The organism is Methanogenium organophilum (assembly GCF_026684035.1).
Lineage (GTDB): Archaea > Halobacteriota > Methanomicrobia > Methanomicrobiales > Methanomicrobiaceae > Methanogenium > Methanogenium organophilum.
The window spans coordinates 2,236,239-2,261,860 of record NZ_CP113361.1; the positions used below are offsets into that span (position 1 = coordinate 2,236,239).

Annotated in this window: 13 protein-coding genes and 2 tRNA genes; 5 read left to right on the forward strand and 10 right to left on the reverse strand. The window is 48.0% G+C overall.

Translation table 11 applies throughout. From position 1 onward, the window contains the following. Positions 1 to 12: 12 nt before the first annotated feature. From OU421_RS11005 to hypD, 4 genes are all read right to left on the reverse strand, one after another. Positions 13 to 717 (reverse strand): hypothetical protein, encoded by a 705-nt coding sequence (locus OU421_RS11005; protein WP_268186140.1) that lies wholly within the window; start codon positions 715 to 717, stop codon positions 13 to 15. Positions 718 to 1,098: 381 nt separating this feature from the next. Then, on the reverse strand, positions 1,099 to 9,183 hold the full coding sequence (locus OU421_RS11010; RefSeq protein WP_268186141.1) for a SpvB/TcaC N-terminal domain-containing protein: 8,085 nt from the start codon (positions 9,181 to 9,183) through the stop codon (positions 1,099 to 1,101). Between the two features lie 578 nt (positions 9,184 to 9,761). Beyond that, positions 9,762 to 9,833, reverse strand: a tRNA-Arg gene (locus OU421_RS11015). A gap of 127 nt (positions 9,834 to 9,960) precedes the next feature. Further along, positions 9,961 to 10,989 carry a hydrogenase formation protein HypD gene (gene hypD, locus OU421_RS11020; RefSeq protein WP_268186142.1) on the reverse strand — a complete coding sequence of 343 codons (1,029 nt, stop codon included), beginning with the start codon at positions 10,987 to 10,989 and terminating at the stop codon, positions 9,961 to 9,963. Between the two features lie 44 nt (positions 10,990 to 11,033). On the opposite strand from hypD, the gene OU421_RS11025 reads away from it, so the two are divergent. Beyond that, positions 11,034 to 12,059, forward strand: a complete 1,026-nt coding sequence (locus OU421_RS11025) for a mechanosensitive ion channel family protein (RefSeq protein ID WP_268186143.1) — start codon at positions 11,034 to 11,036, stop codon at positions 12,057 to 12,059. A 3-nt stretch (positions 12,060 to 12,062) separates the two neighbouring features. On the opposite strand, the gene OU421_RS11030 is transcribed toward OU421_RS11025, so the two are convergent. Next, positions 12,063 to 12,479 carry a DUF7504 family protein gene (locus tag OU421_RS11030; protein ID WP_268186144.1) on the reverse strand — a complete coding sequence of 139 codons (417 nt, stop codon included), beginning with the start codon at positions 12,477 to 12,479 and terminating at the stop codon, positions 12,063 to 12,065. 138 nt (positions 12,480 to 12,617) lie between these two features. Continuing rightward, entirely contained in the window at positions 12,618 to 13,661 is a 1,044-nt protein-coding gene (locus OU421_RS11035; protein ID WP_268186145.1) for a PAS domain-containing protein, read from the reverse strand. A 193-nt stretch (positions 13,662 to 13,854) separates the two neighbouring features. Here OU421_RS11035 and OU421_RS11040 point away from each other — a divergent pair, with 193 nt between their 5' ends. The 4 genes from OU421_RS11040 (at position 13,855) to OU421_RS11055 (ending at position 17,243) form a co-directional block, all read left to right on the forward strand. After that, positions 13,855 to 14,571 carry a sugar phosphate isomerase/epimerase family protein gene (locus OU421_RS11040; RefSeq protein WP_268186146.1) on the forward strand — a complete coding sequence of 239 codons (717 nt, stop codon included), beginning with the start codon at positions 13,855 to 13,857 and terminating at the stop codon, positions 14,569 to 14,571. 147 nt (positions 14,572 to 14,718) lie between these two features. Further along, a tRNA-Thr gene (locus OU421_RS11045) sits at positions 14,719 to 14,790 on the forward strand. A 939-nt stretch (positions 14,791 to 15,729) separates the two neighbouring features. Continuing rightward, entirely contained in the window at positions 15,730 to 16,260 is a 531-nt protein-coding gene (locus OU421_RS11050) for an SLATT domain-containing protein (protein WP_268186147.1), read from the forward strand. Next, positions 16,257 to 17,243: a hypothetical protein gene (locus tag OU421_RS11055; RefSeq protein WP_268186148.1), complete on the forward strand. Its 987-nt coding sequence runs from the start codon at positions 16,257 to 16,259 to the stop codon at positions 17,241 to 17,243. The genes OU421_RS11050 and OU421_RS11055 overlap by 4 nt, the downstream gene beginning before the upstream one ends. Positions 17,244 to 17,361: 118 nt before the next feature. Here OU421_RS11055 and OU421_RS11060 read toward each other — a convergent pair whose 3' ends face one another. From OU421_RS11060 to OU421_RS11075, 4 genes are all read right to left on the reverse strand, one after another. After that, positions 17,362 to 17,937 (reverse strand): site-specific integrase, encoded by a 576-nt coding sequence (locus tag OU421_RS11060; RefSeq protein WP_268186149.1) that lies wholly within the window; start codon positions 17,935 to 17,937, stop codon positions 17,362 to 17,364. A gap of 300 nt (positions 17,938 to 18,237) precedes the next feature. Continuing rightward, a complete protein-coding gene (locus OU421_RS11065) occupies positions 18,238 to 18,915 on the reverse strand; it encodes a RipA family octameric membrane protein (protein ID WP_268186150.1) in 678 nt (225 codons plus the stop codon). A 39-nt stretch (positions 18,916 to 18,954) separates the two neighbouring features. After that, positions 18,955 to 20,019 carry an inositol-3-phosphate synthase gene (locus tag OU421_RS11070; protein WP_268186151.1) on the reverse strand — a complete coding sequence of 355 codons (1,065 nt, stop codon included), beginning with the start codon at positions 20,017 to 20,019 and terminating at the stop codon, positions 18,955 to 18,957. A 228-nt stretch (positions 20,020 to 20,247) separates the two neighbouring features. Beyond that, entirely contained in the window at positions 20,248 to 25,617 is a 5,370-nt protein-coding gene (locus OU421_RS11075) for a DEAD/DEAH box helicase (RefSeq protein ID WP_268186152.1), read from the reverse strand. Positions 25,618 to 25,622 lie beyond the last annotated feature (5 nt).

The following is a 25,622-nucleotide window of genomic DNA, read 5'->3' on the forward strand; positions in this document are numbered from 1 at the left end:
ATTACACTGCAATCACTGCCTTTTGCTGAATAACCTCGTGCTTTTCAGCATTGTTGCGCCGACGGTCGTGGTTTCGCTCAGAAGGGTCGTCTTGTCGCCGAAATCACGCCGGTACAGGCGGAGCTTGAGCTTCTCCGCCAGCAGACCATGCTCGAGCAGAATGGCCCCCTGGATCGTATGGTGATCCACGGCAGGCGCTGCGATGGGCACGATGATGTCGATGGTCTCAATCGGCTTTGCATTCGGAATCACCTGGGATGACCCGATCGTCCGGCCCTCTGCGTCGGCGCTGTCGTCCCCCAGACGGATTGCCCTGCGATCGGTCACATGTGCGGCTTGCATCCGCGTGCCTCGCAAAGGCACTCCGTCCTCACGGTGAACGACGCCTGTCACCAGCAGGAAGGCGGGTGGGCGCTCCGGGTCCAGCAGCCCCAACTCGCGCAACAGTTTGTTCAGTGCATCCGCTGTCGGACGGTCCACGTCACCGCTGGGCTGCAAACGCCACTCCCGCTGGAAGACGCTCACCAGCTTTCCCGTGGCTCTGTTGAAGGACTGGCGGTCACGATCCCGACGCAGTGCTGCCGCCAACTCACGACGGGCGGCCTCGTCGTTCGCAAGAATCAAGGATCGCTCGAGCAGCACCTGCATCGCGTTGTGCAGGTCCGCTACCGGCGGTCCCTGCATTCCCTGATTCAAGGGATAAGCGATCTTGTTCATAGTCGCACCCGTAATGGTTTTGATCTATAAATGATTTTGCGAACTTCAGGCCCACATTTTTTGCTGTTCGGCAGCTGATTCAAGTGTCCGGTCGCGAGGGCAGTCGTTGATTCCGTCCAGCCAGGGGCCTGTCAGGAATATCTGGTGGCCGATGAGATAGCTCGCGAACTGGAAGGCGGCCTAGGCTTGTGCACCAGCGAGGATGGCATAGCGATCACCGGCACGACTGGGCCTACCTCACCCGTCTAGCAGATCGGTTAGCAGCGCGACCGGTAGCAGGATGAGAAGAAATCCATCAGGCCAATGAATAATTTCGGGGGGTTGAAGTTCATAAATCTCTCACGATTGGCACCGCTTAGAATTGCGAGCGTTGCAGCTATTTCATCTTTTCTTGAATATCCACTCGTAGATGGTTTCGGTCACTTCACCGGCGGCCCACCCGCTGATCACCGCACCAGCGATCCCACCGATGATCCCGCCTATCAGACCACCGGCGGGAACGGTGACAACTTCTTCAGGTGTGGCCACTTGAGGGCCTGCCTGACCCGCACCTAATGCGATGGCCCCACCGATCTTGGCTCCTGCTTTAGCGCCTGTCCAAGCGCCTGCCCAGAAACCGACCTTCTTTGTAATGGTCTTTGCTTTGTTCTCTGCGTAATAAACATCGACGGCATCGAGGCTGATGCTGACGACCAGCAGAAGACGTCCTCCCCACTTCACAAACTGGTATGGCCTTCCACCAGCCCTTATTTTGGCTGAAGCTTCGGCTTGCGGCGGCACTTCGACCGCCTTCATTACATAACCACGACCTTTAATGTTTTCGAAGCCGAGTTTCTCGAGTGCTGCCCTTACTTTCGCCGCAGATTCACTCTTTCCGGTTTTTATGATCTCCCAGACATTTTTGTTGATTCGATTCTTGAGCTCGGTTGGTGATAGCCTGTTAGGGTCCTTTATCTTCGCAAGCGCCTCGTCGAAGATTTCCTGCATCTCCGTGATCTCGCTGAATCTACGGTTCAGAAGAGCGTTCGGGTTCTGTGTCACCGAAACTGGCGCCTGCGGCTTGGGGGGTGCACCACCTGGTTCGACGCCAAGGTGCTTGGTCTGACGATTAGTCAAAGGATCGAGAAACTGTCGGTTATTCGGATCTAATGCCCTTGCGCGCGCTTCTGCGGGCGAGATGATTTTCTGGCCAACGGGATTCGGTTCGTCGATATCCATCGTTAATGCCACCTGTCTCAAACCTACTTTTCCTTGCTGCTCAAAGGGCTGTTCGAGCTGTTCCAGTCTTTCTATGGCTTCGTCAGCGATTTCGCTGACATCCTGAGTGCCCGTTGGATCAACCTTCCGCACAGGATTCCCGCTAACATACGCATAGATATTCTTCCCATCCCTTAAACCGACGGGGTCAGTTGAGATCCACACCCCCAGCCACGGCGCGTAATACCTCGCCCCGTGATAATATAACCCACTATCTTCATCCCGCTCCTTCCCCGTATATCGATACCTCTTCGGTGTCTCGGTCTGGCTGCGCACGGCTTGGTAGGTCGAGCTGCCGTACGGTGCATACTCCTCGTAGGAGATGACCTTGGCCTGTTCATCCAGCTCCAGGCTGGCCGAGCCGAGGTGGTTGCCGAACTGGTAGCGGATCAGTTGCCGTGGCGCTCGGTCGTTGTCCGCCGTGTCGAGCGTGCGGGTCTCCACCAGGGCGATGCGCTGCTTGTCGTCCATCACATGCAGCGTCTCCCGCTCCAGCGTGGCGGTGTTAGCACCGATCGGGCCATCGTGCCTGCGGAAGATCTCGAAGTCGCCGAGGTAGACACGCTCTACAGTGAGTCCCGGCGCCTTCTCCCACACCTTGCGCACGCGTTGGCCCGATGTGTCGTAGGCGTAAAAGGCCGTGCCGCCGCCACCCAAGTCGGTCTGCCGCAACTGGTCCTTGTAGTCCCAGTGCATGTTCGCCCCGGGGAGCCCACCACCCAGGTGTGGCATGCGCACCATGTTACCGTGAGCATCGTGCTGGTATGACTCAACCTGTGGGTTGGCACTGTTGGGATGGAGCGTGGTGCGGGTGAGGCGATTACTGGCCTTTATTGATGCGCCACCGCTGCCATCTTCAATCAGACTGGGCTCTACATAGTCGTAAACGCGTTTCCAGCCGGCATGAGCCGGGTCGCTGCCCCGGTGCTGCATCTGCAGGAAGTTGCCGACGGCATCGTAGACATAGCGCTCTATGTAGCGCCCCATGGCCTTGCCATCGTTGGGATGCTGGCGGGCGGTATGATCTGCGTCGTTGTGGCTGTGTGGTACTGGTTCACCGTTCTGTCCGAGGTGCTCGCGTCCGGCGGCCTGGATCAGCCGGTAGAGCGCGTCGTAGAAGTAGTCGTTGCTCGGCTCGACGCGCTTGTTCCTGAAGTAGATGGTCTGCTGTGCGTCGTCTAGGATGTACGTGATGTTGCCGGCGGGATCGTAGGTGTAGTGCAGGTTCTGCAGGCCACAGGCCTTGCCCTGAGGCGGGATCTCCGGCGCTGCGATGGTGGGTGGGGGCGGAGTCGGGTTGTCGCAGTCTTCGGCGAAAGCCGCTCCGCGCCGCGTATAGAGATGGACCAACCGAAAGGTCTCGGGTTCGTAACGGTAACGGGTGGTCGAGCCGTTCTTGTAGTCGATGCACAGGCGCTGGCCCTTAGCGTCGTAATCGATGTTGGCGACGCCGACTGGTGACGGCGTCTCGGCGACGGGGTCGAGCAGCTTGCTGGGTTCTGCAGCGTGTTCCAGCCACACGTCCAGCCGCTCCAACAGGTTCGCCTCGTTGAAGACTGGCTGGATGACATTGATTCTGTTCGGGCATTGGGTGCGGGTTAAGCTACTGTGCGGCGCCACGGACTGGATCGGGCGGTTGAGCGCGTCGTAGCGGGTGCTGCCCTCAAAGAATTCGGCTTCCAGTTGTGGCTCCGCTGGCAGCAACCAGTCCGGGACGGCCGTGTAGTTGCGGGCGAGCCGCCGCGTGCTGCACAGCAAGTTGCCCTTGAAATCATAGGCCTCGCTCAGGCTGCTGTTGGCGTCGAGCCGGGCATTGGTGGCGACGCCCGCGGAATCGAAGTGGCGGTAGATGCGGGTGCGCAGGTTGAGCATTTCAGCGTTGGCGACGCCTTCACCGTACTCGATCTTGTCGACCAGGACATCGCGGTTGAGCGTACGCGGATCGGACTCCGCAGTGGTACCGCGGACGGTTTGCTCGACGGGGCGACGCAGCGCATCGTAGGTGGTGGTGAAGGTGTGGCCGCGGCTGTCCCAGGCGCGGATGGGCTTGCCGGCCACGTCGTTGAGCATCCAGCGGGCGCCCGCTTCCATACTGAGCTGGTGGATGCGGTTGCCGAGCATGTCGTAGGTGTAGCGCATGACGATGCGCTGCTCGGTTGCACCGTTCGGCTGGTGGTTAACGGGCAGTTTGCGCTCGTCGCTCACGATGCGCTGGTTGCCTTCGATGTCGAGCTCCACGCGGGTGGCGAAGCTGTCTTCGGTGCCGTCGAGGTCGTGACCGGGACAGACGACGCGATTGCGCACCACGGTCAGGAACGGTCGACCAAGGGCATCAAAATGCGCCGTGGTCGGCGTGTCGGCGTGAGCGGCAGCTCGCTGGGCTGCGTCGCGCTCGTGAGTTCCCATGGCGCCGCCGATGCGTTGCGTGTGCCAGGTCTGCCAGGTTGCGGGCTGCGTCTTGAAGTATTCGGCCACGTAGCCCTGGATGTCGGGATCAGTGCGCGGGTCGCCGGTCTGCTGATTCCGCGGCGCACAGGTGTCATTGACGTCGTAGGTGGTCTGCTGCCAGGGATCGAACACTATTTTCTCGTAGGTGTGATTCGGGTGCAGGGTGGCGATGACGCGCTCGGCCGGGTCATAGAACAGTACCGGGCTGACGCCGACCGTTACGCCGAATTCGTAATCATGCGTGGCGCTGAAGAAGGGCTCGAACTGGCGGACAGGCTTGCCCTTGTTGTTGAAGATGGTCCAGCCGCTGCCCACCCAGCGGGGACTGACGGTGGGCGATTGCGGGTCGTTGACGTCCAGCGGCCCCGGCTCGGCCTGGATCTTCTTCTGGATCTCGCGGCCAAAGCCATCGGAGTAGCTGAAGCTGAGCTGGAACTTCAACCCCTGTGGGGGCAATGGGGCGGTCGCGTGGGTTTCACGGGCGATTGTTGCGGCGCACGCCGGTTGCCACCGGGTCGGGTCGTCGGGATGGGCCTGCCGGGTGCGGCGGAAGCGGTCGAGGTCGTAGACGATACGCGTCGTGGCGTCTCGCAGTAGGCCTGGAGCAATGGTGTGCGGACCGGCGGCGTTGAAGAAGTTGTCGAGCTGGGCCTGTGTGATGTCGGCAACGAAACCGGTCAGGGAGTCACCTTCCACAGGGGCTGGCAATGGCTTCCCCATGACGGCGGTGCCCACCACCATGCCGAGCGTATCGAAGGCCACATCGGTCCGGTTGTGGTTCGGGTCACTGACGAGGCGCGGCTGCATGACACGGTAGTCGTTTGCGTCCACCGTCACCCGGTTGCCGCGAGCATCACGTGTTTCCGTCATCAGCAGGTCGTCCGCGTCGAAGTCGACGAAAGCGTCCTGACCGAAGGGGTCGCGGTAGCGTCGCGGCAAGAAGAAATGCTGCCGCGCCTGTGCCAGTTCAGTGGATGCAGCATCGAGCGGGTTGGTGGTGAAGAACGACTGACCCGATGGGATCCACCAATGATCATCGGCATCGGTTTCGGGGAAGCGTCCGTCGGCCTTGAGCGCCTGGCTTTGCAGGTAGCCGCCCCGGTTCCCACCCTGGCCGCCGAGCACAGCTGCCGGGTCGGGCAGCAGGGGCTCGGCTGGTTGACCCGAACGGGGTCGCTGGAAGACCTGGGTCAGCAATCCGGGTGTAAAGGCGAGCTTGTAGCTTTCACCGGACAGGGCGAGTGAGTGCAACTCACCGAGCGGCAGCAGTCCGCTCAGATCGTCGCGCCGGTAAAGCGTCCGCAGCCACTCGATAGGGCGGCGACAGGGGTTGTCTGTGGCCGCGGCCTCGTAAGGTACCTGGTCTGTGAACTTGTGGCGCAGCCGGCCTGCAGCCATGGGATCCGGCTCGGCCAGATCTGAGGCCTGAAACCGGCCAGCGGCTCCTGTGGGCATGTAGCCCGTCAACTCGAAGGTCAACGCCTCGCAGGGCAGCGGGGTGCGGTAGGTGTCCGATGTCTCAATAGTGTTGGTGACGCGGTTTTCGGTATAGGTGAGCAGTGGGGTTGTTTGCTTCGCTTGATCGGTGGCATCGAGCCCGGTCAGACCTGGGTTCGGCACCTGCTGCACGTTTCCCTGTTCGTCGACAACATGGATCTGCTCGCGCCGCCCATAACCAACGGCCGCCTGCTTGAGCACGTTGCCAAAAGCATCGACCTCCAGCGTCAGCGCGTGCTGAATGCGCGGGTCCTCGGGGTTCCGCTCGTAGTGGTAGCTGATCGCCTCACGTGCATGGGTGAAGAAGACGGCGTGGCGGTTGTCAGATCGGGGCTGGAGGGTCCGGATCGTGAAATTCTGTTCGGTGACAGTGTAGGGTGTCCCGGCACGCTGGATCTGCCCGGGCGTTGAGCCGAAACCAGTGTCATCGGCATAGACCTCCTGGCGCAGCATCGAGCCCCTGAGGGCACGGCAGGCTTCGTGCTCTTCTTTCACGGTCAGGCCGTTGGGGAGAACCGTGTCCGGTAGCAGCAAATCTCGGGCTTCCGCATCGGTGAGGCCGGGCTCGCGGAAGTACTCGCCTTTGTCCGCGACGTTCAGCAGGCCTGCGAAGTAGTCGGAGACGTGGTTGCGGCCGAGGTATAAGCCCGTGTGGAACCAGGTTTTGGTATGCACCGGCGGTACGTGCGACTCTGGGGCGATGTTGTCTGCCGGTACATTGCCGCCGGCAAGCGTCGCAAACTCCTCGGTATCCCACTGCTCGACCATCCCGAAGCCGCGGAACTCGCGCTCTTCGCCATCAAAGTACCCGTGGTGATAGGCGTAGCGGGTGACAAAGCGGTTCCGGCTGATGTGATCAGAGGTCGTGACCTTCTCCACCACGTGCACCGGAAAAGGCAGCCGCGTGATCCAGGGTTTGCCGTCGCGCTTGTCGAGCAGATAGAACTTTGTCGATGGGGCGTAGTCGACGCGGGTTTCGGCGCCGAGGTTGTTGATGGTCTTTACTAAGAGGTGCGGCTTCTGGCCGCCTATTAAGTTGACGTAGCGCATCTGCTGACGTGCATCGCCCGGCAAAGGTGACGACCAGACCAGGCAGGCCGTGCCGTTGCCGAGCAGGTCGATCGGCACGATGCTCAACACTTCGTCGATACGCGGGAACACCTTCAACTGCTGGGGCTTGCTCCAGCTGTTCCCTGACTGGTTGAAGAATAGGCGCACGCCGTCACGGTGCAGATAGATGATATCGGTGGTGCCGCTGCCGTCGATGTCGGCCAAGCGGATGCGTTTTTGGTCGAACTGGTCCGGATTGTCGAACCAGGGTGTGCGGTCCATCGTGACCTTGGCGCCGAAGCGGGCGTAGCCGAGATTGGGCCAGTAGCAGACTTCGCCGTTGCGGATGCGGGCGATGTCGGTCAGACCATCGCCGGAGAGGTCGGCCAAGTAGACGGATTGCGTGCCGTCGGTGAAGACAACACGCGGGCCTTTCTCTTCGTCGATGGCTTGCGCGACGCGTTGCGACGGACCAAACCCCTCTTCGGCGAGCGAGGCGTGCCAGACGAGGACGTCATCTTCGGTGATCAGCACATCAGCGTGGCCGTTGCCGTCCAGATCGACGAACTTTACGTTCGGATCACGCGTGTCGAGGTTCAGGCGCGAGGTGAAGGGGCGGAAGGACTGCCAGCCTTCGGCCTCGTCATGTTCATATAATCCGGGCGTCGGCCCCTCCATGACGACGACGTCGGGTTGACCGTCGCCGGCCAGATCCATGAACTCTCCGCCGCCACTCAGGGCAATATTGGGCTTGAGGGTGACCATTTCGAGAGAGGCGAACTTTACCTTCACTAATTCCCGCTCCTCGGGCATCTTGTCCGGGATGGGGCTGAGGTTGCGCTTGTAGAACCAGGCGCCTGCCTGCTCGGTGAGGATGCCGGGAATGCCCTCGCCGTGCAGGTCGGCCCAGCGGTAGGAGCTGCCATCCAGACCGATGGGGAGGTTCTCCAGGCTCGACGGATCAACCTGCTCCACCGTGTTCTGCACAGTGGGCTCAGTGTACTCGAATTCGACGGGCGGGAGACTGCGCGAGTCGTAGCCGCCGTTGTTACGACGATAGCCGGTCTGTGTGACAGAACGTAGAAAGGTGTAGACCGGGTTGCGGACGTCGGTGGGGTCCACTTCATCCGAGTACTTGAAATCCGTGGAACGCACGAGACAATCCCGCCCCACGCCCATCTCCCCAGGGAAGTGATGAAACATCAGAACGCGCTGGCAGGTCCGATACGTGCGGACCTCAAAGCCGGCACGGTAGAAGGAAAACGGATCGCTGCGTGCCGGCCATTTGCCAGTCTCGCTAGGCGCCGGTGCGTTGGCGTCGTGCTCGCCATAGTCGAAAACGACCTCGAAAAGCCAGAAGTTGCTTCCGTCTGGCGCAGTGGTATCCTGAGGCTCTGGCCAAGGGGCATCGTCTTTGAGCACCGGGAAGTAGGGTGCACGGTGGCCATAGCGGATGTGTTTGAGGTAGCGCTGCGCCGAACGCGAGCTCGTCGTCCTGTTGTGTTCGTGAGCTTTGACAAGAGCATTGCCGAGGGTGTCCTCGAAGATTCGAGCGGAGTCTTCGCGTTTGTAGCCATAGACGATGACGTTTCCCTTGTCATCGTGGCTCTGGCAGATCAGCCAACTGAAGATGTGGCCAGGGTAGTCAGGATCAGATATACGGCTCTCGGGCGTCTTGCCATACCAGCTGGTGATGTTGTCTTTGGAAATGGAGCGCCAAAAGACGTCGGTCGCATCAAGGGTGTTCGTCCAGCGCTCGATGCGTGCAAAGAGCCCCTCGATCCGTGGGCGATAGCGACGAACCTGATATGTGAGGCCATTCACGGTTCGTACGGGCAGGCTCTCTCGCTCCCATTCCCCCTGTGCGTTCTGAACGAGAAGCGGCACCAAGTCCTCGGCGCCAGAGAGAATGAAGACGTCAGAGTCCTCCGCGTCCTGGTATTGGGGCAGGCCCTTGTCCGTCTTGCGAGTGATGGACGGCAGCGAGAGGCTCCAGCCAAATCCAAACGCCCCATTGCCTGAGCCTGAGTCATAGGAAAGAGAGAGTTGCGGGCCGAAGCCAGAGCGCCCGGAGCTTGTAGCGATCGGCACCGACATCGATCCAGTGCCGGTTACGGGGTTGGCGGCGAACTTCTCACCAATCCCTCGAATAGCGCCTCCACCTTTGGGGAGAGAAATCGAGGGGATGACGGACTTATGCTCCGCAGGAGCCACTCTCTCCTTACCTCCCTGTGTCTGTCCTTGGGAGTCTCCCGGCGGTGTGTGACCTTTACCTATGAGCGGGGCTTTCTGCATTGGTCCATCTCGCAAAGTGCTGACAAAGCTCCATTCCCAGGAGAAAATGAGGGTATAAATTAGCAATTTGGTGGGATGTAAAAATCAAGTACGCTGTTATTGGGTACTCCCTATTGATGGATGATGCTTTGCGAAGACTAGGTGCTGTTTCGGTATTTACTCTTTTCGGTGAGACATACGTGCGGTACATCGGTGCGGTGCACTAGTGGCAATGGTGGCAATGGGTTGCATCCGGCATGGAATATCGTTTTATACCATTTTTGGAGAAAACCCATCTCAAAAATAATTCCCTAAAATCGGCCATTTCAAAATTGGAACACTAACCGACCGTTATGTTGCTGCTATAGGGATTTGAACTCGACGCGCACACAACAATGTAATCAGAAAAGAATACTCCTCTCGTTTTTAGAATGAAACCATTAATGTCTTCAATTTAGAAATACAGCGCAAAATAACATAATAATAAAGGAAGGAGGGAACATAACCCTCCGTTTCGACGCCCCGACCGGGACTTGAACCCGGGTCGAAAGCTCCGGAGGCTTCCAGGATATCCACTACCCTATCGGGACCTGCTCTATACTATTCATCTCTATGATATTAAGGGATTTCCCTATGGTGAGGGAAATCCGGTGGAATTGTTGTTTTAATTGCTGTTTTTAATGGTTTTACTGTTGTTTGTGGTGGTTTTTTCCCGGTTTAGTATTTTTTCTGGTTATAGAGCGCCCAGATTTTACAGGCTCCTTCATGGCTGACCATACATGGCCCGACGGGTTTTCTTGGAGTACAGACCTTTCCAAAGAGTTTGCAGTCGGTGGGGTCTGCCACACCGCGAAGCACCTTGTCGCAGATACAGGAAGAATGCTTCTCAACATGTTTGATCTCGATGCCGAATTTTTTCTGCGCGTCATATGCGGCGTACTTCTCCTTCAGCCTGAGACCGGAATTTGGAATAATCGGAAATCCACGCCATTCCACATCGCAGGGCTCAAAGACCTCATACATCATATGCATTGCTTTTGGGTTGCCTTCCCGTGAGACTGCACGTGGATATGCGTTTTCAACTTCTGCGCGGCCTTCTTTGACCTGTTTTACCAGCATCAGGAGGCCGAGCAGGATATCTTCCGGTTCAAACCCGCCGACAACCTGGGGCACCGGAAACTGTTCATATTCCTGGTATCCGGCAACCACACAGACATGGCCGGGCAGAAGAAATCCGTCCAGTTTTGCTTCACCCTGTTCTAAGAGGTACTTCATCGCGGGCGGAACAAACCGGTGACAGCTGAGGATACTGAAATTTTCCGGCGGCTCCTGCAGAATGGTGGCAGCAACGGTGGGGGCTGTTGTCTCAAATCCGACAGAGATGAAGACGACCTCCTGGTCGGTCTTCTCTGCTATTTCAACTGCCTTGTGCACACCCTGTACGACTCTGACGTCCTTACCAATTGAATCAAGTGCACCTTTTGTACCGGGTACCCGCATCAAATCCCCGTACGTTGCGATGATGCAGTCTTTTTCTGCGAGGTCAATTGCAGCATCGATTTCTCCCTGGGGAGTGATGCACACCGGACAACCAGGTCCCATGACAATTTTGAGATTGTCCGGCAAAATACTCCGCAGGCCTGAATGAGCAATTGCTGCCTCATGCGTTCCGCAGATGTGCATGAATGTATATGGTTTGTCCATCTCTTTTTTGAGCGCGTTGAGAATATCTGTTCCACCTGGCATACTAGTCATTATTTTTATATTGTCTACAAAAAAGATTACCTAATATGTCTGATATCTGGATTGCAGCAGGGATTATCCTCATCGGGATTGTTGCAGCCTATATTACCGCACAGGTGTTTAAATGGTTGCAGCAGAGGGCTGATATTACCGAATCCCAATTTGATGATATTCTTGTGCTCTCGATTGGAAAACCCATTATTGCAGGAATATTGGTATTTTCTTTCTTCCTCGCGTTGGGGTATGTTCCGATCCCTGAGGAACATGCATGGATTATCGAGGGCAAATATCTGAATTCGGTGTACATTCTTCTGGGTGCATGGGTTGTCTCAATATTTGTTGAAAATTTCATTAAACTGTATGGACAGTGGCTCTCTGCCAAAACCGAGAGTGAACTTGATGACAAAATAATCCGAATTCTTGAGATTGCAGCGAGGTATATCATCTGGTTTATTGCGGTTCTCATTGTTCTGTCATACCTGGAAATTGATATTACCCCACTCATTGCCGCAGGAGGAGTTTTTGGGTTGGCGGTTGCCCTTGCAGCACAAGACCTGATCTCAAATTTCTTTGGCGGTGCCCTCATTGTGGTCGACAAACCTTTTGTCATCGGTGACCGTGTGAAAATAGATGGTTATCTCGGTGATGTGGAGAGTGTCGGGCCGCGAAGTACGAGGATAAAAACCCTTGACTATCAGCTCCTGACGATTCCGAATTCAAAGATTGCAAACAGTGTCGTCACCAATTATGCAATGCCGGATGTCAAACTGAAGGTGAAGATTCCTGTTTCTGTTGCGTATGGGAGCGATATTCACCGCGTAAAAGAAATTCTTCTGGAGATTTCCCGGGACGCAGCAATAAATACTCCCTATATTCTGACCGATCCTGCACCCAGCGTTTATTTCCTGGAATTCGGTGCATCAAGCCTTGATTATATGATGGTCATCTGGGCAAAACGGTTCAATATGTCGTGGGAGATAAAAGATCACATCAATTTTGAGATTGAGCGTCGGTTTGGTGAGGAAGGAATTGAGATCCCGTTCCCGCAGATGGATGTGCATATGCGGGAGTAATCTCTATTCTTCAATTATTTCATCCACAAATGTGGTGAGCTGAATCATAAATCCGGGGTCCAGTCCGTTTTTTGCTGCAAAGAGCACACCATGGATATCGGATAAACGGATTTTATTCGTGAGGTAATGAAGAAATTTTGAAATTTTCGATGAAGATACGTAGATGAGCAAGGTACTGATTGAATCCAGCACAATACACACATCTTCATTTTCGCATTTTTCCAGGGCCTTTGTGAGCGAAATTCCAATTTCAGTCAGGTCTCCCGGATTGCTGATAAACAGTGTATTATCGCTGTCTTCTTCATCTTTCCCCAGTGCATAGTTTGTTATGGCATCGATAAAATAGACCATTTTCGGGTCTATGCCGGCACGGGAATACATCTTTGAGAGAATAAGTGAGGGCTGGTTAGCGGTGATCATTATTACGTGGAATCCTGCAGTTGTAATATTCTGCACAACCTCTGTATTCAATTTTTTAAGTGAATGCGCCTCAGACAGGAGTAATATGATCTGTTCCTCTGTCAGATCGCCCGGATGTATCACCAAATGTCTGCCCCTTTATTGAATGGTATCTGGTACGATCTCCCCTTCACTTTCTTTGAAATGACCAATTACCGCCTGTGAGAGTTCTCTGAGATTATAAACAATTTGTGACAATGCTTTGTTTTGCACCTGTAGTTCAATAAGTATCTCTTCATTATCTATCTCCCCATTTCTGATTCGTTCAATCAGGGATGTGAGATTTCCCTCCACCAGTGCTGCAGGGTGATTCAGGCGCATCGTTGCTTCGGTGATATATTCCTCCATTGTCTGTTGAAGAGAGAGTTCACGTGTCATATCACGCATAATTGCTGATATGCCCTCTATTGTTCCGTCTTCACCCGATATCGGTGAAAATGTGACATTGAGGGTAATTATATCCCTGGTTTTCGTAAGGCATTCAATATTGCCTTTGAAATCCTGTCCTGTTATAACATCGCTGAGGATGGATGCCATGTAATCTCTATTTTCTTCCGGGATATGGCGGGCGAATGGCTTGCCGATACTGTCCATCTCTCCGTAACCGAAAATATTCTCTGCTGCATTATTCCAGGTAAGGATGATACCATCCGTGCTGATACTACCGATTGCATCATGTGATGAGGTGACAATTTCGCCCAGGAGTAGTGCGTCACGTTCATTTTGCCGGGCATGTGTTATATCTGCACCTAAGGTTATGAACAGTTGTTGTGTGGGTTTGTTTTTTACAGATATTTGTTGTGTATTCAGGGAAATGTACCGAATTTGCCCATTTTTTGTTTTGATCTTCGTCTCGGAATAAACAGATTTATTCTTATTTTTTTTGAATGAATCTCTGACAGTTGTTATTATTGCACGATAGGTGCCATCCGGATATATATACCGGAACGCTGTTTCCAGATCCGGGATTTCCTCCTGAGAATAACCAGTAGTAATCTCTGCTGCATGGTTCCACGTGAGTATTTTTCCCGTATCATCTGTGCAGAAAACAATCAGGTGATCACTCTCAAGGATAATCTGGTGGAGCATGGCATGTAGATCTGTGATATGGCTGGTATGGGGTGTTTCATCCTTGCCCGGCATTGTACATCTTTCCAAATCTGTAATACGCATATATTAATAGTTCATGCTTAAAGGTATTCTCTCTGAAATGGAAATGGAAATGAAATTCGATTGAACACTGCAGACGGGATGAATTTCAGAAATGAGTGATGTATGAATTTGCAGTTCCTGCCGGGGGAATTAGTTTAGTAGATGTCCTACATATTACTCCGGTATGACCGGTATCTCAACGTCATGTCTGCACGAAAGATCTCTCGAAGAGGCGCTTGAGATTCTTTCAGGTATGACTGACTTTGTGGAGATAATAGATGACGGTCCCCATTACTGTCAGTCTCCAGAGGTTCCCGAACGGTATTCTTTCCGGTATTCTCTTCATGCACCATCACGAGGGGTGAATGTCGCGAGTACTCTTGAACCGATTCGTCGTGCAAGTGTTGAGGTCGTTTCCGAAGCTCTGACGATCGCAGGTGAACTGAATGCAAATGTTGTCATCCATCCGGGATATTGCGCATGGGCTGGTGGAAAGGTTTCCTCCCTGCGGGCGCTGCGGCATTCACTCGATGAGATCGCGGCCGTGGCTGATGATACGGGGGTCACATTTTTCGTGGAAAATATGCCTAAATGGCCGTATTTTTTCTTTAGCACTCCGGAAGATTACCAGTATTTCGATAACTGTAATATCTGTCTTGACACTGGCCATGCGTTTATGACCGGGACGCTTGATTCCTTCCTGTCCCTGCCGTTTGAACACTGCCATATCCATGACAATGATGGAACAGAGGACAGTCATTCTCCGGTGGGAAGCGGTGGGATTGACTGGGATACCGTCTTGGGTACCCTTGCGGAGAGGAAGGTTGAACCGGTTCTGGAAGTCCGGTCTGTGGAGGCTGTCAGGGAAAGCCTTGCCACACTTAAACGTTTTGGATTTTGACACTCATTTCGTGAATATACGGGCATATTTCTGCGCACGGGGGCATTTCAGAGTCCAAAACAGGGGTGTGAATAGTGGATTCTGAGAACAATTTCAATATCATTTTATATGTCTGAAATCAACTCTGTAGTGCACTTCTAAGGTGGTGCCTCAGTGGCTTAGTGGCATAGCGCGTCCTTGGTAAGGACGAGGTCGCGAGTTCAACTCTCGCCTGAGGCTTCGGGAATCGGGGTTCTGACCCCAATTTACCTTCCGTTTTGAATCGTCAACCCTTAACAGTACAAGTATCTTTAATAATATTTGAAATTATTGCAGGATCTTGAATTGTTATTTGTGGACACACTTCTTGCAGAAATATGGTCTTTGTTTATATAGTGAAACATTTTTTTGTTGATCCGAATGGCGGCCGATATGGGGTCTGTAGCAATTTGACATAGAGTTGTGTGATTTCTTTGTATTGTTGATCGGGTGAGTGTCCTCAGATCAACATGGGGGTAGTGGTTTTGACGTCATCAATATTGATCGACACGAAAATTGCAGGCCGGAAAAAGTTCAGGAAAAACTCTCTCGTGCACATTTAACCGAGGGTTTGGTGGTGATGTCATTTTCATGTTGGTAGTGTGGGATGCTAGGCACTTGATCTAGTAGAAATAATTCGGTGGAAAATATTGGATAGATTGGTGTACAAAAATGTACATTACACTGGGGTATGTGAGATTCTGGTGGGTATTTTTGGGAAGTGTAGATGGGGATGGGTGGTCTTACACGATAAGCATCGGACAAATGTAGATCATGTATAATGGTTTATTGTTCGAAATAATTTTGAATCCCGTGGAATTCGCAAATTAAAGGATGTCGTTGACTATACCGATGGACATTTCTGTAGGAACCGTCAAGTTCAAAATAGACATTAACTGTTATCAGCATTATCCCCAAGAAAGGCAGTGATTGTAAATTTAATATATGGGCTTTGTTCATTCTGGATGCTTATTATTGATTGTAAATTTTATCGATATTGCAAAAAATTTTGATTTTTCTCATGGATGTCAATTATTGAAATAATGGAAGTAATTTATGAAAATGATTATGCAAGAATTATTTTTTTATGATTGTATAGAAGCGAAATAAATATGTCAAATGGTGTTTGTTTAATATTATATGAGTGAAGAAATGTTTGTCACGGCTTTAGAACAAATAAGATCTGATGCTATATTAGGTAAAAAGAAACATTTCAATGCAGCTGACCGAAAAGAACAATATAATACAGTTATTGGGATATTACTTATAATTTTGAATGTAGTTATTGCATCAAATCTATTCTATACAATTACATCTGATATTCGTGTTTCAGGAATAATTGTTAGTTTACTTGGCATAACAGCTACAATATTTGTAACTGTTCAGGCATTTTTTAACTATTCGTGCATAGCGCAAAAACACAAGATGGTTGCTATTAATTATTTACATTTGGCCAACAAATGCTCAAGAATGAAAAAATATTATATTGATGGAAACATGTCAAAAGATGATCTCACTAAGCAAATCGAAACTTTTGCAGAGGAGTATGACCAGATTACCACGGATGCTGTGTCTCTTTCTACATCTAGGAAGGATTATGAAAATGCTCGCAATGGCATAAATGAAGGTGAGGAGATTTACTCTGAAAAAGATTTACAGGAGGTACAATGATGACGCTGGTTTCACAGGCTATAGATTGCTATATTAAAGAGGAAATTAGGCTTTCTCAGAGTGACATATCATCTGCTGTTAAAAGTCGTGAATGGTTTCTTGAGCTTGTAAAAAAAGAAATTCGGCAACGTACAGAACAACCGGTGCTATTTTCTGAGCGGAATTTACTATATTTTGGTAGCTATTTTAAAGGCACTAAAGTGAGGTCGGTGGATGAATTTGATGTATTGGTCATTATTGATTCCAATACCGGTCAATTTAAACAGAATGATGTTTTGATCGGCAATGGGTTGGGAAATTCAAATCCAAACCATAAATATGATTCATCTTATTTGAAATCGGATGGTTCTGGGGTAAGTCCCATAAAGACACTGAACTGGCTCAAGGAGATCGTTGAGTCTGCAACGGGGAAATTTGGGGTTGAAACACCCATTCGGAATGGACAAGCGATTACGGCAACCATAAAATCAAAAAATCTGAAAATTGACTTAATTCCCGCTGGAATATTCAAAAATACTAATAATGGAGATATATTTTATAATATCCCAAAAGGGGATAAAGGTAATGGATGGATACTAACTGCCCCTCATAATGATATTGAACGCCTAAAAAAAGTAGCAAAGGGGAAGAACAATTTTACAAATATCATTAGAATATGTAAACATATCAGAGACAATTATCATTTTGTTATTTCCTCATTTGCTATTGAAACAGCAATAGTCGAATATGGTGAGAGGAATTATTGGAACAATGATCTCTACAATGATTTAAGGGCTGTATTACAGATGCTTGCTTATACCTTTAGAAGTGGTAGAATAGTGGACACTTTTGATAGTAAAAATAATCTTATATCAGGAATTGATAGTTTGTCATGGTATGCCGAACGATTGGAGAAAATCGTCAAAGAAATGGATGAATGTGATCAATTATCAGATCTTGATGAAGTAAAGAATAAAATATATTCACTATTTGAAAATGGATAGATCATTAAAATGTAGATAATTCCACAATATTGGTGTTTATATGTATAAATACTACAATAATATTTTATATTCATTCATTTTGTTTGTTGCTGCTATATGTTTGTAAAAATTGTTTATATCATATTGAAATGCCCCCAAATCCATTCACAAACTTTTTCATATCTTCTTTTTCAGACGCACTGAATGAAATATTCAGATAATGGTTCATAGCAGTTATGTTTGTATGACCCTGTGACAGTGCTATCTGCATCGTCAGAGCCGGGTAGCAGCACACCAGCCATGACTCCCAAGTCTTTCGTGTCATTTTAGGTGTTATACCATCTGTCAACATCTCAGCCCTCTCAGCGGCCTTCAGGAGGGCCTTTCTCCAGCCCTGTCGGCTCAACTTCGGGAGTTCCTGATCAAAGAGTCGTTCAATGACTGGGAGTGCATAGTTTGACAATTGAATATAACGTTCTGGCTGTGTCCGTTTCTTTTTCAATGATGCCTCTCGTGGGAGATGGATAGCTGAACGTTCAGGGTCAAACCACTGCGGCTTATCTAAAAAGCGTAAAAATTCTTCATATCGCATTCCTGTAAACATCAGGCCATCAAAATAGATCTTGTGCTGTCTGCTCAATTCATTCCGAATTTTGAGGTATTCTCCAGGTGTCAGTATTCTGGTGTCTGCTTTTAATAAAAACATGGTTACCATTTTGTTATAACGGTAAATAAGTAAGAAGGTGAACCTCATGGGCGCATGGAAAAATTGGATGGTGGGCTTAAAATGTAGGGGGTAGTTACCGTTTTACCATAAAAGGGTAACATATTTGTATTTTGACATATCTTTGAAATAACATGACAAACGCAAGTATATCAATCGATTAATTCGCAAATTTATAATTTAGTCGAAATTTACCTATATTTGATCCAGACTCGTTATGTTTTTACGAGAAATAAGCCATTATCAGAATGCAAATAACTAAAATTGATCTATAAATAATAACTAATTGTATTAAATAAATATATTGTATGTATTGTTTAATACTGATAGAATAAGCTTAATTGATGAATAATTAAATATGGAGTAAAATAGCAGAATAGCCAAAAAGAGTAAAAATCCCCAGATAATGATAAAAAAGTAACTCAATTGCATCATTGTTTTTCTTCCTGAAATATATTCAATGTCAATATTTTCCATTTCAGGCACTTCTGATTTATCTTTAACATAAGAAGGATGTTTTCTAAAAATATTCTGGTTTCCATTATCTTTAGTATATATATTTTCTTCGATATTTTGTAATTTTGTTTCCCAAAAAGTTGTCCAAAAATATCCTGATTGTAAAATTCTTAAAAAAAAATAAGATATAATTAGTCCAAATAATGAAAATACAAATATAATAATTATTTGTTTTAATGAAAATGTAAACTCTCTCATTAAAGAAAAATTAATTCCTAACAATGCACTATTTAAAAATATAAACACTGAAGTCCTTGACATTAACAATTTATGTTCCACATTCCGAAGATGAACGTAATAGTCATACGATAATCTATAATCATTATAATTTTTTTGTGAAATATCCACAATTTTTGAGTTATTTTTTATTAAATCATTTTGAAAATAATCATTATTCATTAAATTTTCATCTAATTGAATTGTACTTTTTTCTTGCTTTGATTCATTATCCATAATTAAACATTTTTTCCTTAAACTCTCCGTTTAATAAAATTAACTATTTATAAATTTTTCAAAATTGTCATGCGCTTCAAAATCAGCTATTTGTATTTCTGGATGTTTGAAAAATAATGATGAAATTTCATTTATAGAACCCGACCTATTATTATCTCTTGCCAATTGTACACCTCTAATAACATCAACCATTATTCCTGCTGAATTTGGCGAGTCCTGAACTTCCAAATCTAAATTTATTTTTATTGGCAAATCTCCAAAATTGCGACCAAATATTTTTATATTGCACTTCTTAGTGTCATGTAATTCAGAAGAATATTCTGGATCATTAAATACAACATTACTGTCATACGGAACAAGGCTCTCTATTGCATCAATTTTCGAAATTCTCTTGCATTTCAATCTTTTTGTTTCTGTCAGATTGATAAAATCAGCATTACCTCCAATATTGGATTGGTAACTTTTATTTATAAAAACTCCACGTCTTACTAGAATTTCAATAATTGTTCGATGTAAAATTGTAGCACCAATCTGGGATTTAACATCATCACCAACTAATGGTAAATTTTTTTCCTTAAACTTATCACTCCATTCCTGATTTGATGCAATAAATACTGGTATTGCATTAATAAAACAACAATTTGCATCTAATGCTTGTTTTGCATAAAATTCTGTTGCTTTTACACTTCCTGTTGGTAAAAAATTAATTAAAATATCCGCTTTCGATTTAACTAATTCATCTTTAATATCAACATTGTTTGATTCATAATCAATATCGATGATTCTTTTTAGTTCTTCACCAACTCCATCAAATTGTGGCCCTTTTTTAACATTTACATTCATTTTCGGGACATCTGCAAATTTTACTGCATTATTGGGACATGAAAATATGGCTTCGGAAACATCTTTTCCAATTTTATTTCTATTTATATCGAAAGCTGCCACACATTCAATATCTGATATCTTATAGCCACCGATCTCGTTATGAAGAATACCTGGAATTAAACCACTGCGTTCATTTACGTGCCTATAATAATATATACCTTGAATTAAAGAGGACGCACAATTTCCTATACCAACAATTGCAATTTTAATCTTTCCCATAATATGGAACCTCGATAATATATTCTGTCATAAGGGTTGTCAGTATCCTATTTCAATGTAATCGCTATACTTAATTGAGTCAGTGGTCATCATATATTTGTTGGACATTTAATATGATTAAAAAAATAATTAAAAGAACAATTGTACAGTGACTAATTGTAAACATTAAAATGCACCTTGATAATCCATAAATTATGTTAAGGGGATATGTTGAATTTCCCAGTGTAATTATTCAAGAATTGATCCCAAATCCCGAATCCTTTGTTTGAGATCCTCACGGTGTGTTATGGTAAATACCGAATATCCTAAGAGATCCAAATGGTCTCTTTTCCTTTGATCATCTTGGGCAATCGAGGGATTATCATGATCCGGGCCGTCTATGAAGATTAACAGAGACCGGCCACTCTTGAGGTATGCAAAGTCTGCAGTTGAGACAGGGGCTCCATTATCAAATATGATGTACTGGGCGTGTGAGGGGAGGGGCAACCCTGCGGTTGATACCTCACTTAAAAATGATTTCTCAAACTCTGACTGGCACTCATCGATAAGTTCAGTCAGTCCATCTTTGTGTGCGCCTTCATCTGACTGAACCGCTTCAATATTTGATGAATGCAGTTTTTTCAGGAGGGGTAGGACAAGGTTCCGATTTAGCTTATCGTGATAATATTGGTTGTAATAATTACAGAGACACTCATAGCATGCACGATCACATTTTTTCTCATCGAATTCATGAAGTATTGTACGGGCCTGAAGGATTACGTCATTGAATGCCCCCCGTTTGATAAATGATTCAAGCATTCCTGCACCTCCTTCTGCTGTTTCATAAAGAACAATGCTCTTTTTGTCGCTGTCATCGGGGTCAGGCATGAGGAAATATTTCACTTCATCGATATCCACATTCATACTGATCTGAAGACCTTCAACAATTGCCTGTGCCAATGTGATGTAGAAGGATTCGTATTGAATCCGATCTAGTGGCTCCCCATTTTTATCAATAGGTTCAGGGATATCGATCTTGATCACATCATGCGTTGAATCGGTAAACAAGATGATATTTCGAATAATATCATCTTCAGTCCCATTTCTCCAGCACCGTTTCTTTTCATTGTGCTGATCAAGATGCTCCCTTACCCCGTTTTTCCCGGTAATCCATCTGTTGCAGGCGGTACAAAGGGTAAATCCAACCTGTGGTTCGTCATCTTCAAGGCTACGTGGGCCATGGTTGATACTTACAATTCTGCCATAGTGGTCATAGGCCACTTTGGCCAGTGTTGTTTCATCTTCTTTTATTTCCCAGAAACGACGGTTGGTGCTTGGTGTATAGTGGTGCGTGATTTCATACCCCAGCCTCTGACGCTCCTCTTCATCACTGGTAATGCCAGACCGTGTCTCAGCCCGTTGGTCAGGCATCTCAATGGCATGTGGGTATGCAAATGTATTCTCGAGTGTCCCCCCACAGATACGGCATGCCCCCCCGGTAAAATCGATCTCACTGTCTTCCATATAGACTGCCTCACAGAAGGGGCATGTCATCACCCGGGTCATGGCAGGTTGGTTATTTTCAGTCCGCAGCCGGGGGGTGCGAATAGAGTACCGTCCACCACTGAAGTACACACTGTTGCCAGGAGCATATTCACTCAGGGCGATACTCCGATCACGCTTGAGTTCCGCCTCTTCTGCACCATAAAGACCACGATAGCTGATTTCAAGAGATGTGACCTGTGTTGGGAACCCATAGTTTGGTAAAAATCCCTGACTTCCGAGATATCGGTAGGTCATAAAATCTCCACCACCGGATTTCATTATTGAGATTTTGTGTTCAATTGAGGCCCGGCGATTTGCAAATCCCCTTCTCTGTTTTTCATTAATTTTGCCTTTCCGAATGAGTATGTCAACTTCGGTCAGTTCACGAAGGAGCGATTTGTATTCATCACGGAACAGATTGAATGCATGGTCCAATTCATCAACAAACGATTCTACTGCCTCCTCAATATACCCAGTGTTTAACCAGTCATACTCCGAAATTTCCTGTGCAATTGCCTGTTGAATGGCAGTAATGATATCAATTCTGTGGGTTGAAACTGTGTCACGCAGGGTCTCTTTCCCAAGAAGTTCGTCATCCATCCCCCCACCTACGTCCTTATAAAAGGGGAGGGTGTCCTCCTCATCAAAATTGATGATTCCATCAATACGCTGTGGTATTTTCACAGTTATTGTCTCCAGAATCAGCGCATGTATGTGTGAACGAATTAGATTCCGATTATCCATGAGGAAACGTGGTGCAGATATTTTTCCAGCAATGATTTGCTCCGGATACCGGTAGAAATACTGATCATGTGGCCCCCTTCGTGAACCGACACCACAGAATGTGATGATCATGGAAGACTGTGACTTACGTCCGGCACGTCCGGCCCGTTGTGCATAGTTCGAAGGTGAGGGAGGCACATTTCGCATATATACAGCTGAAAGTGTGCCGATATCAATTCCCAATTCCATTGTGGGTGTGCAGACAATAACATTGACCGGTTCCTCGGGAGTTCTGAATCGTATCTCCAGGTCTTTTCTGATTGTACCGTCAATTTGCCCGCTGTGTTCCTCAGCATAGAGGGGGACAACCTGCGTGAAGGGTTTTTTGTATTCAATCCTGAAATAATTCGCACCCAGATCCTGCTCAATCAGTCCTTTACAATTTGCACCCGTACAAAGGTCTAAAGTATGAAAATGATGGACCTGTCCACATTTTTTACAGACTTTCTGACGGGACGAATCGGTAAGAGACAGATATATTGCCTCAGGATCGATCATCAAAATCCTGCCGGTTCGGGGAATATTTTCTTCAATAAGAGCACCTTCTTCCAGAAGGCAGGTAGTGGTGTACTGAATGATATTTTGAGCAGCCTCAGTGTCTATGTCCCCAAATACTTTTTTGGTCCATTTTACAAGTGTTCCATTGGGATGTGTCAACCGATAGACAGTGGCTTCATATCGGTTGGTTGAGGCAGTATCGCTGTATCCCGTGGGTCTGCTACTCAGGAGTTCATTGTGAAATAGCACCTGTTCATCCAGTGAACGCTGCAGTTCTTCTGCAAATTTTAGGGGGTCAAGGAAATACTCGGAGTGGATTGCAGTATTATACCGCATAATGTCAAGAACCCCCTTGAGATAATCCTCACGCACAATAGCAGTTGTTTCCGAAAGAACCGGTTCATCTTTCCAGATTGATGGCTCTGATGCCACATCATCCAGATTGTTGTATCCGACTTTGAGAAGGCCGACATCTTCTAGGTTCGGCTGATTTTTCTGCCGTGTTGATGCCAGCTCAAGAATGGCATTCAAGAGTAGATATCTCCGATACGTCCGCTCGGCATTTTTTGTTGCCTTCATCCGTCCGCCTCCGGAATTTTTTGCAAACGGCGGTAATGCTCCTTCATTTTTATGTTCTTTCAGTATCTGGTAAATCTCCTCACCCATATCCATAAGCTGCAGTGGTTCATCTGATTCCAATAGGGTCTGATACATTGACCGCCGGAAGTGAATCCGCTTTTGAATATTATTCATATGGGCTGCCTGAAGGGCAGTGTCCTGACGATTGTCGGAGAATGCAATGACCTTTCTCTCATCATAGGGAAGGGTGTTAAGCATCTGGGATACCAGAACGTCTGTGGCGGTCGATCGGCCCACGGTGCCAAAGGAGAATAATTTGCTAAATTCCTTTCTGGTCCTTCGGTCATAGGTAACACCACACCCATCCGAAGGACAAAACAGAAACGGTGCGGGGAGGATGGTCACTGGTATTTTATCTGCACAGATACATGGCTCCTTATCGTCATCACTGGTATAGATTTTGTTGCAATCCGGGCAATACAGAGCTGTATTTGGCTCAATGTACTGTTCAAATTTCTTTTTCACTGCCCCTTTTGGTGTATACCATGTATCCGGTGGGGATGATTCCCCATTCTCAAATGTTCCTTTGTATAGGTAGCATGCCCGTCCTTCTTTTCCCGGATTGTCCAGTTCCCGGGGTTTTAACTCCCCATTGGGCATAATTTCAACACTGTAATATTCCTGACCACATGACCGGCAGAATACCATGGGAAATGTCTGTCGTGTCTTCCCTTTTTTTGCACATATTGGGCAGGTGACCTCTCCTGCATCATGAAGGTGGGGATCACCTGCAGACAGGCAACTCTTGATCTCCCTCCCCTGTGAGAAGACCATGTGAATTTTTGGAATAAGCCGTCGCTGCCTGACCCCGGCAACATCAATCTCAGCATGCATTCCTGCATAAAATGCAGCACGGATTTCATTTTCTGCATCTTCTCTTGATACCTTCTTGTCCCGGACATCGGCCCAATATGTGTTAACGAGTTCATCAACACTCAAAATCTGATCTTTTAATGATGTTTCAATAAACTGGACCGTTTTTTGCTTTCCCAGCACCTCTCCAAGATACCGGGGAGTGGGATTTTCGACTTCGAGTGGTCTTCCAAGCAGGTTTTCGGTGATCTCTTTGAGATAGTCAGGTGTTGGTTCTGAGAAATAATCCGGAATGGCATCGATTTTGACACTGTCTGGGAGAATTCCATCTCCTTCATGGGGAGGATGAATATATGATTCACCTATCACCGATTCTTTGCAAAATGGCTCACCAAAGAGTTTTGATGCAAATGCAGCAATTGCTGATTCTGCATCTTCATCCTCCTTTGCCTGGACCGTTGCACTGGTCCCGATACACCGGAGTGCCCCTATCGTCCCGGTATGTTGCTTGAGTCTTCGTATCAGATATGCTGCATCCGCCCCCTTTTTCCCGGTGTATGTGTGGATTTCATCCAGCACCAGATATCGCAAAACACCGAGGCTTTCTGCCGGAAATAACTTTTTATCCTCAAAACGTGTGAGAATATATTCGAGCATGACATAGTTTGTGATCAAAATATCGGGGGGTGTTTTGTGAATCTCTTCGCGGGAGAGGAGCTCACTGTCATATGGTTCAGTTCGTCCGGTACGCTGGATATACTGTGTAAGTGCATCCACTTTTGAATGGGGCGTATCCCCGGTATAAATGGCAATCTTCAGACCGGAGTTATGCAAACGCTTTGCAAAATCATCGTACTGGGAATTTGCAAGAGCATTCATGGGATAGACAAAGATCGCTTTAATTCCTGCAATTCCCTTGTCCTGCATTGAAAGGCACTCTGATACAACGGGTATGCCAAAACAGAATGATTTTCCCGATCCTGTTCCTGTGGCGATGATAGTATTGTTTCCCGATGTTATGGATGAGATTGCATCACTTTGATGCTTGTAGAGCGATATCAGGTCTGCATCACGATTTCCGGGCGTTACCGTGAAACAGAATGGAGTAAATGCATGAATTGCGTTCTGCTGAACAAGTGAAGAAAATGGAACACCTTGCTCAAACCGGCGGTTTAGTTCAATATACGGACCCTTATACAGCAGAGTACCTTCATCAATACTCTGTTCAATCCACTCTTTGATAACGGGATTTTTAAATTTTTGAAATGAATTTACAAAACTTCTGTACGAGGACCGAATAAAGCCGAGTGCTTCAATGGGATCAAACGGGGATTCTGCCATAAATA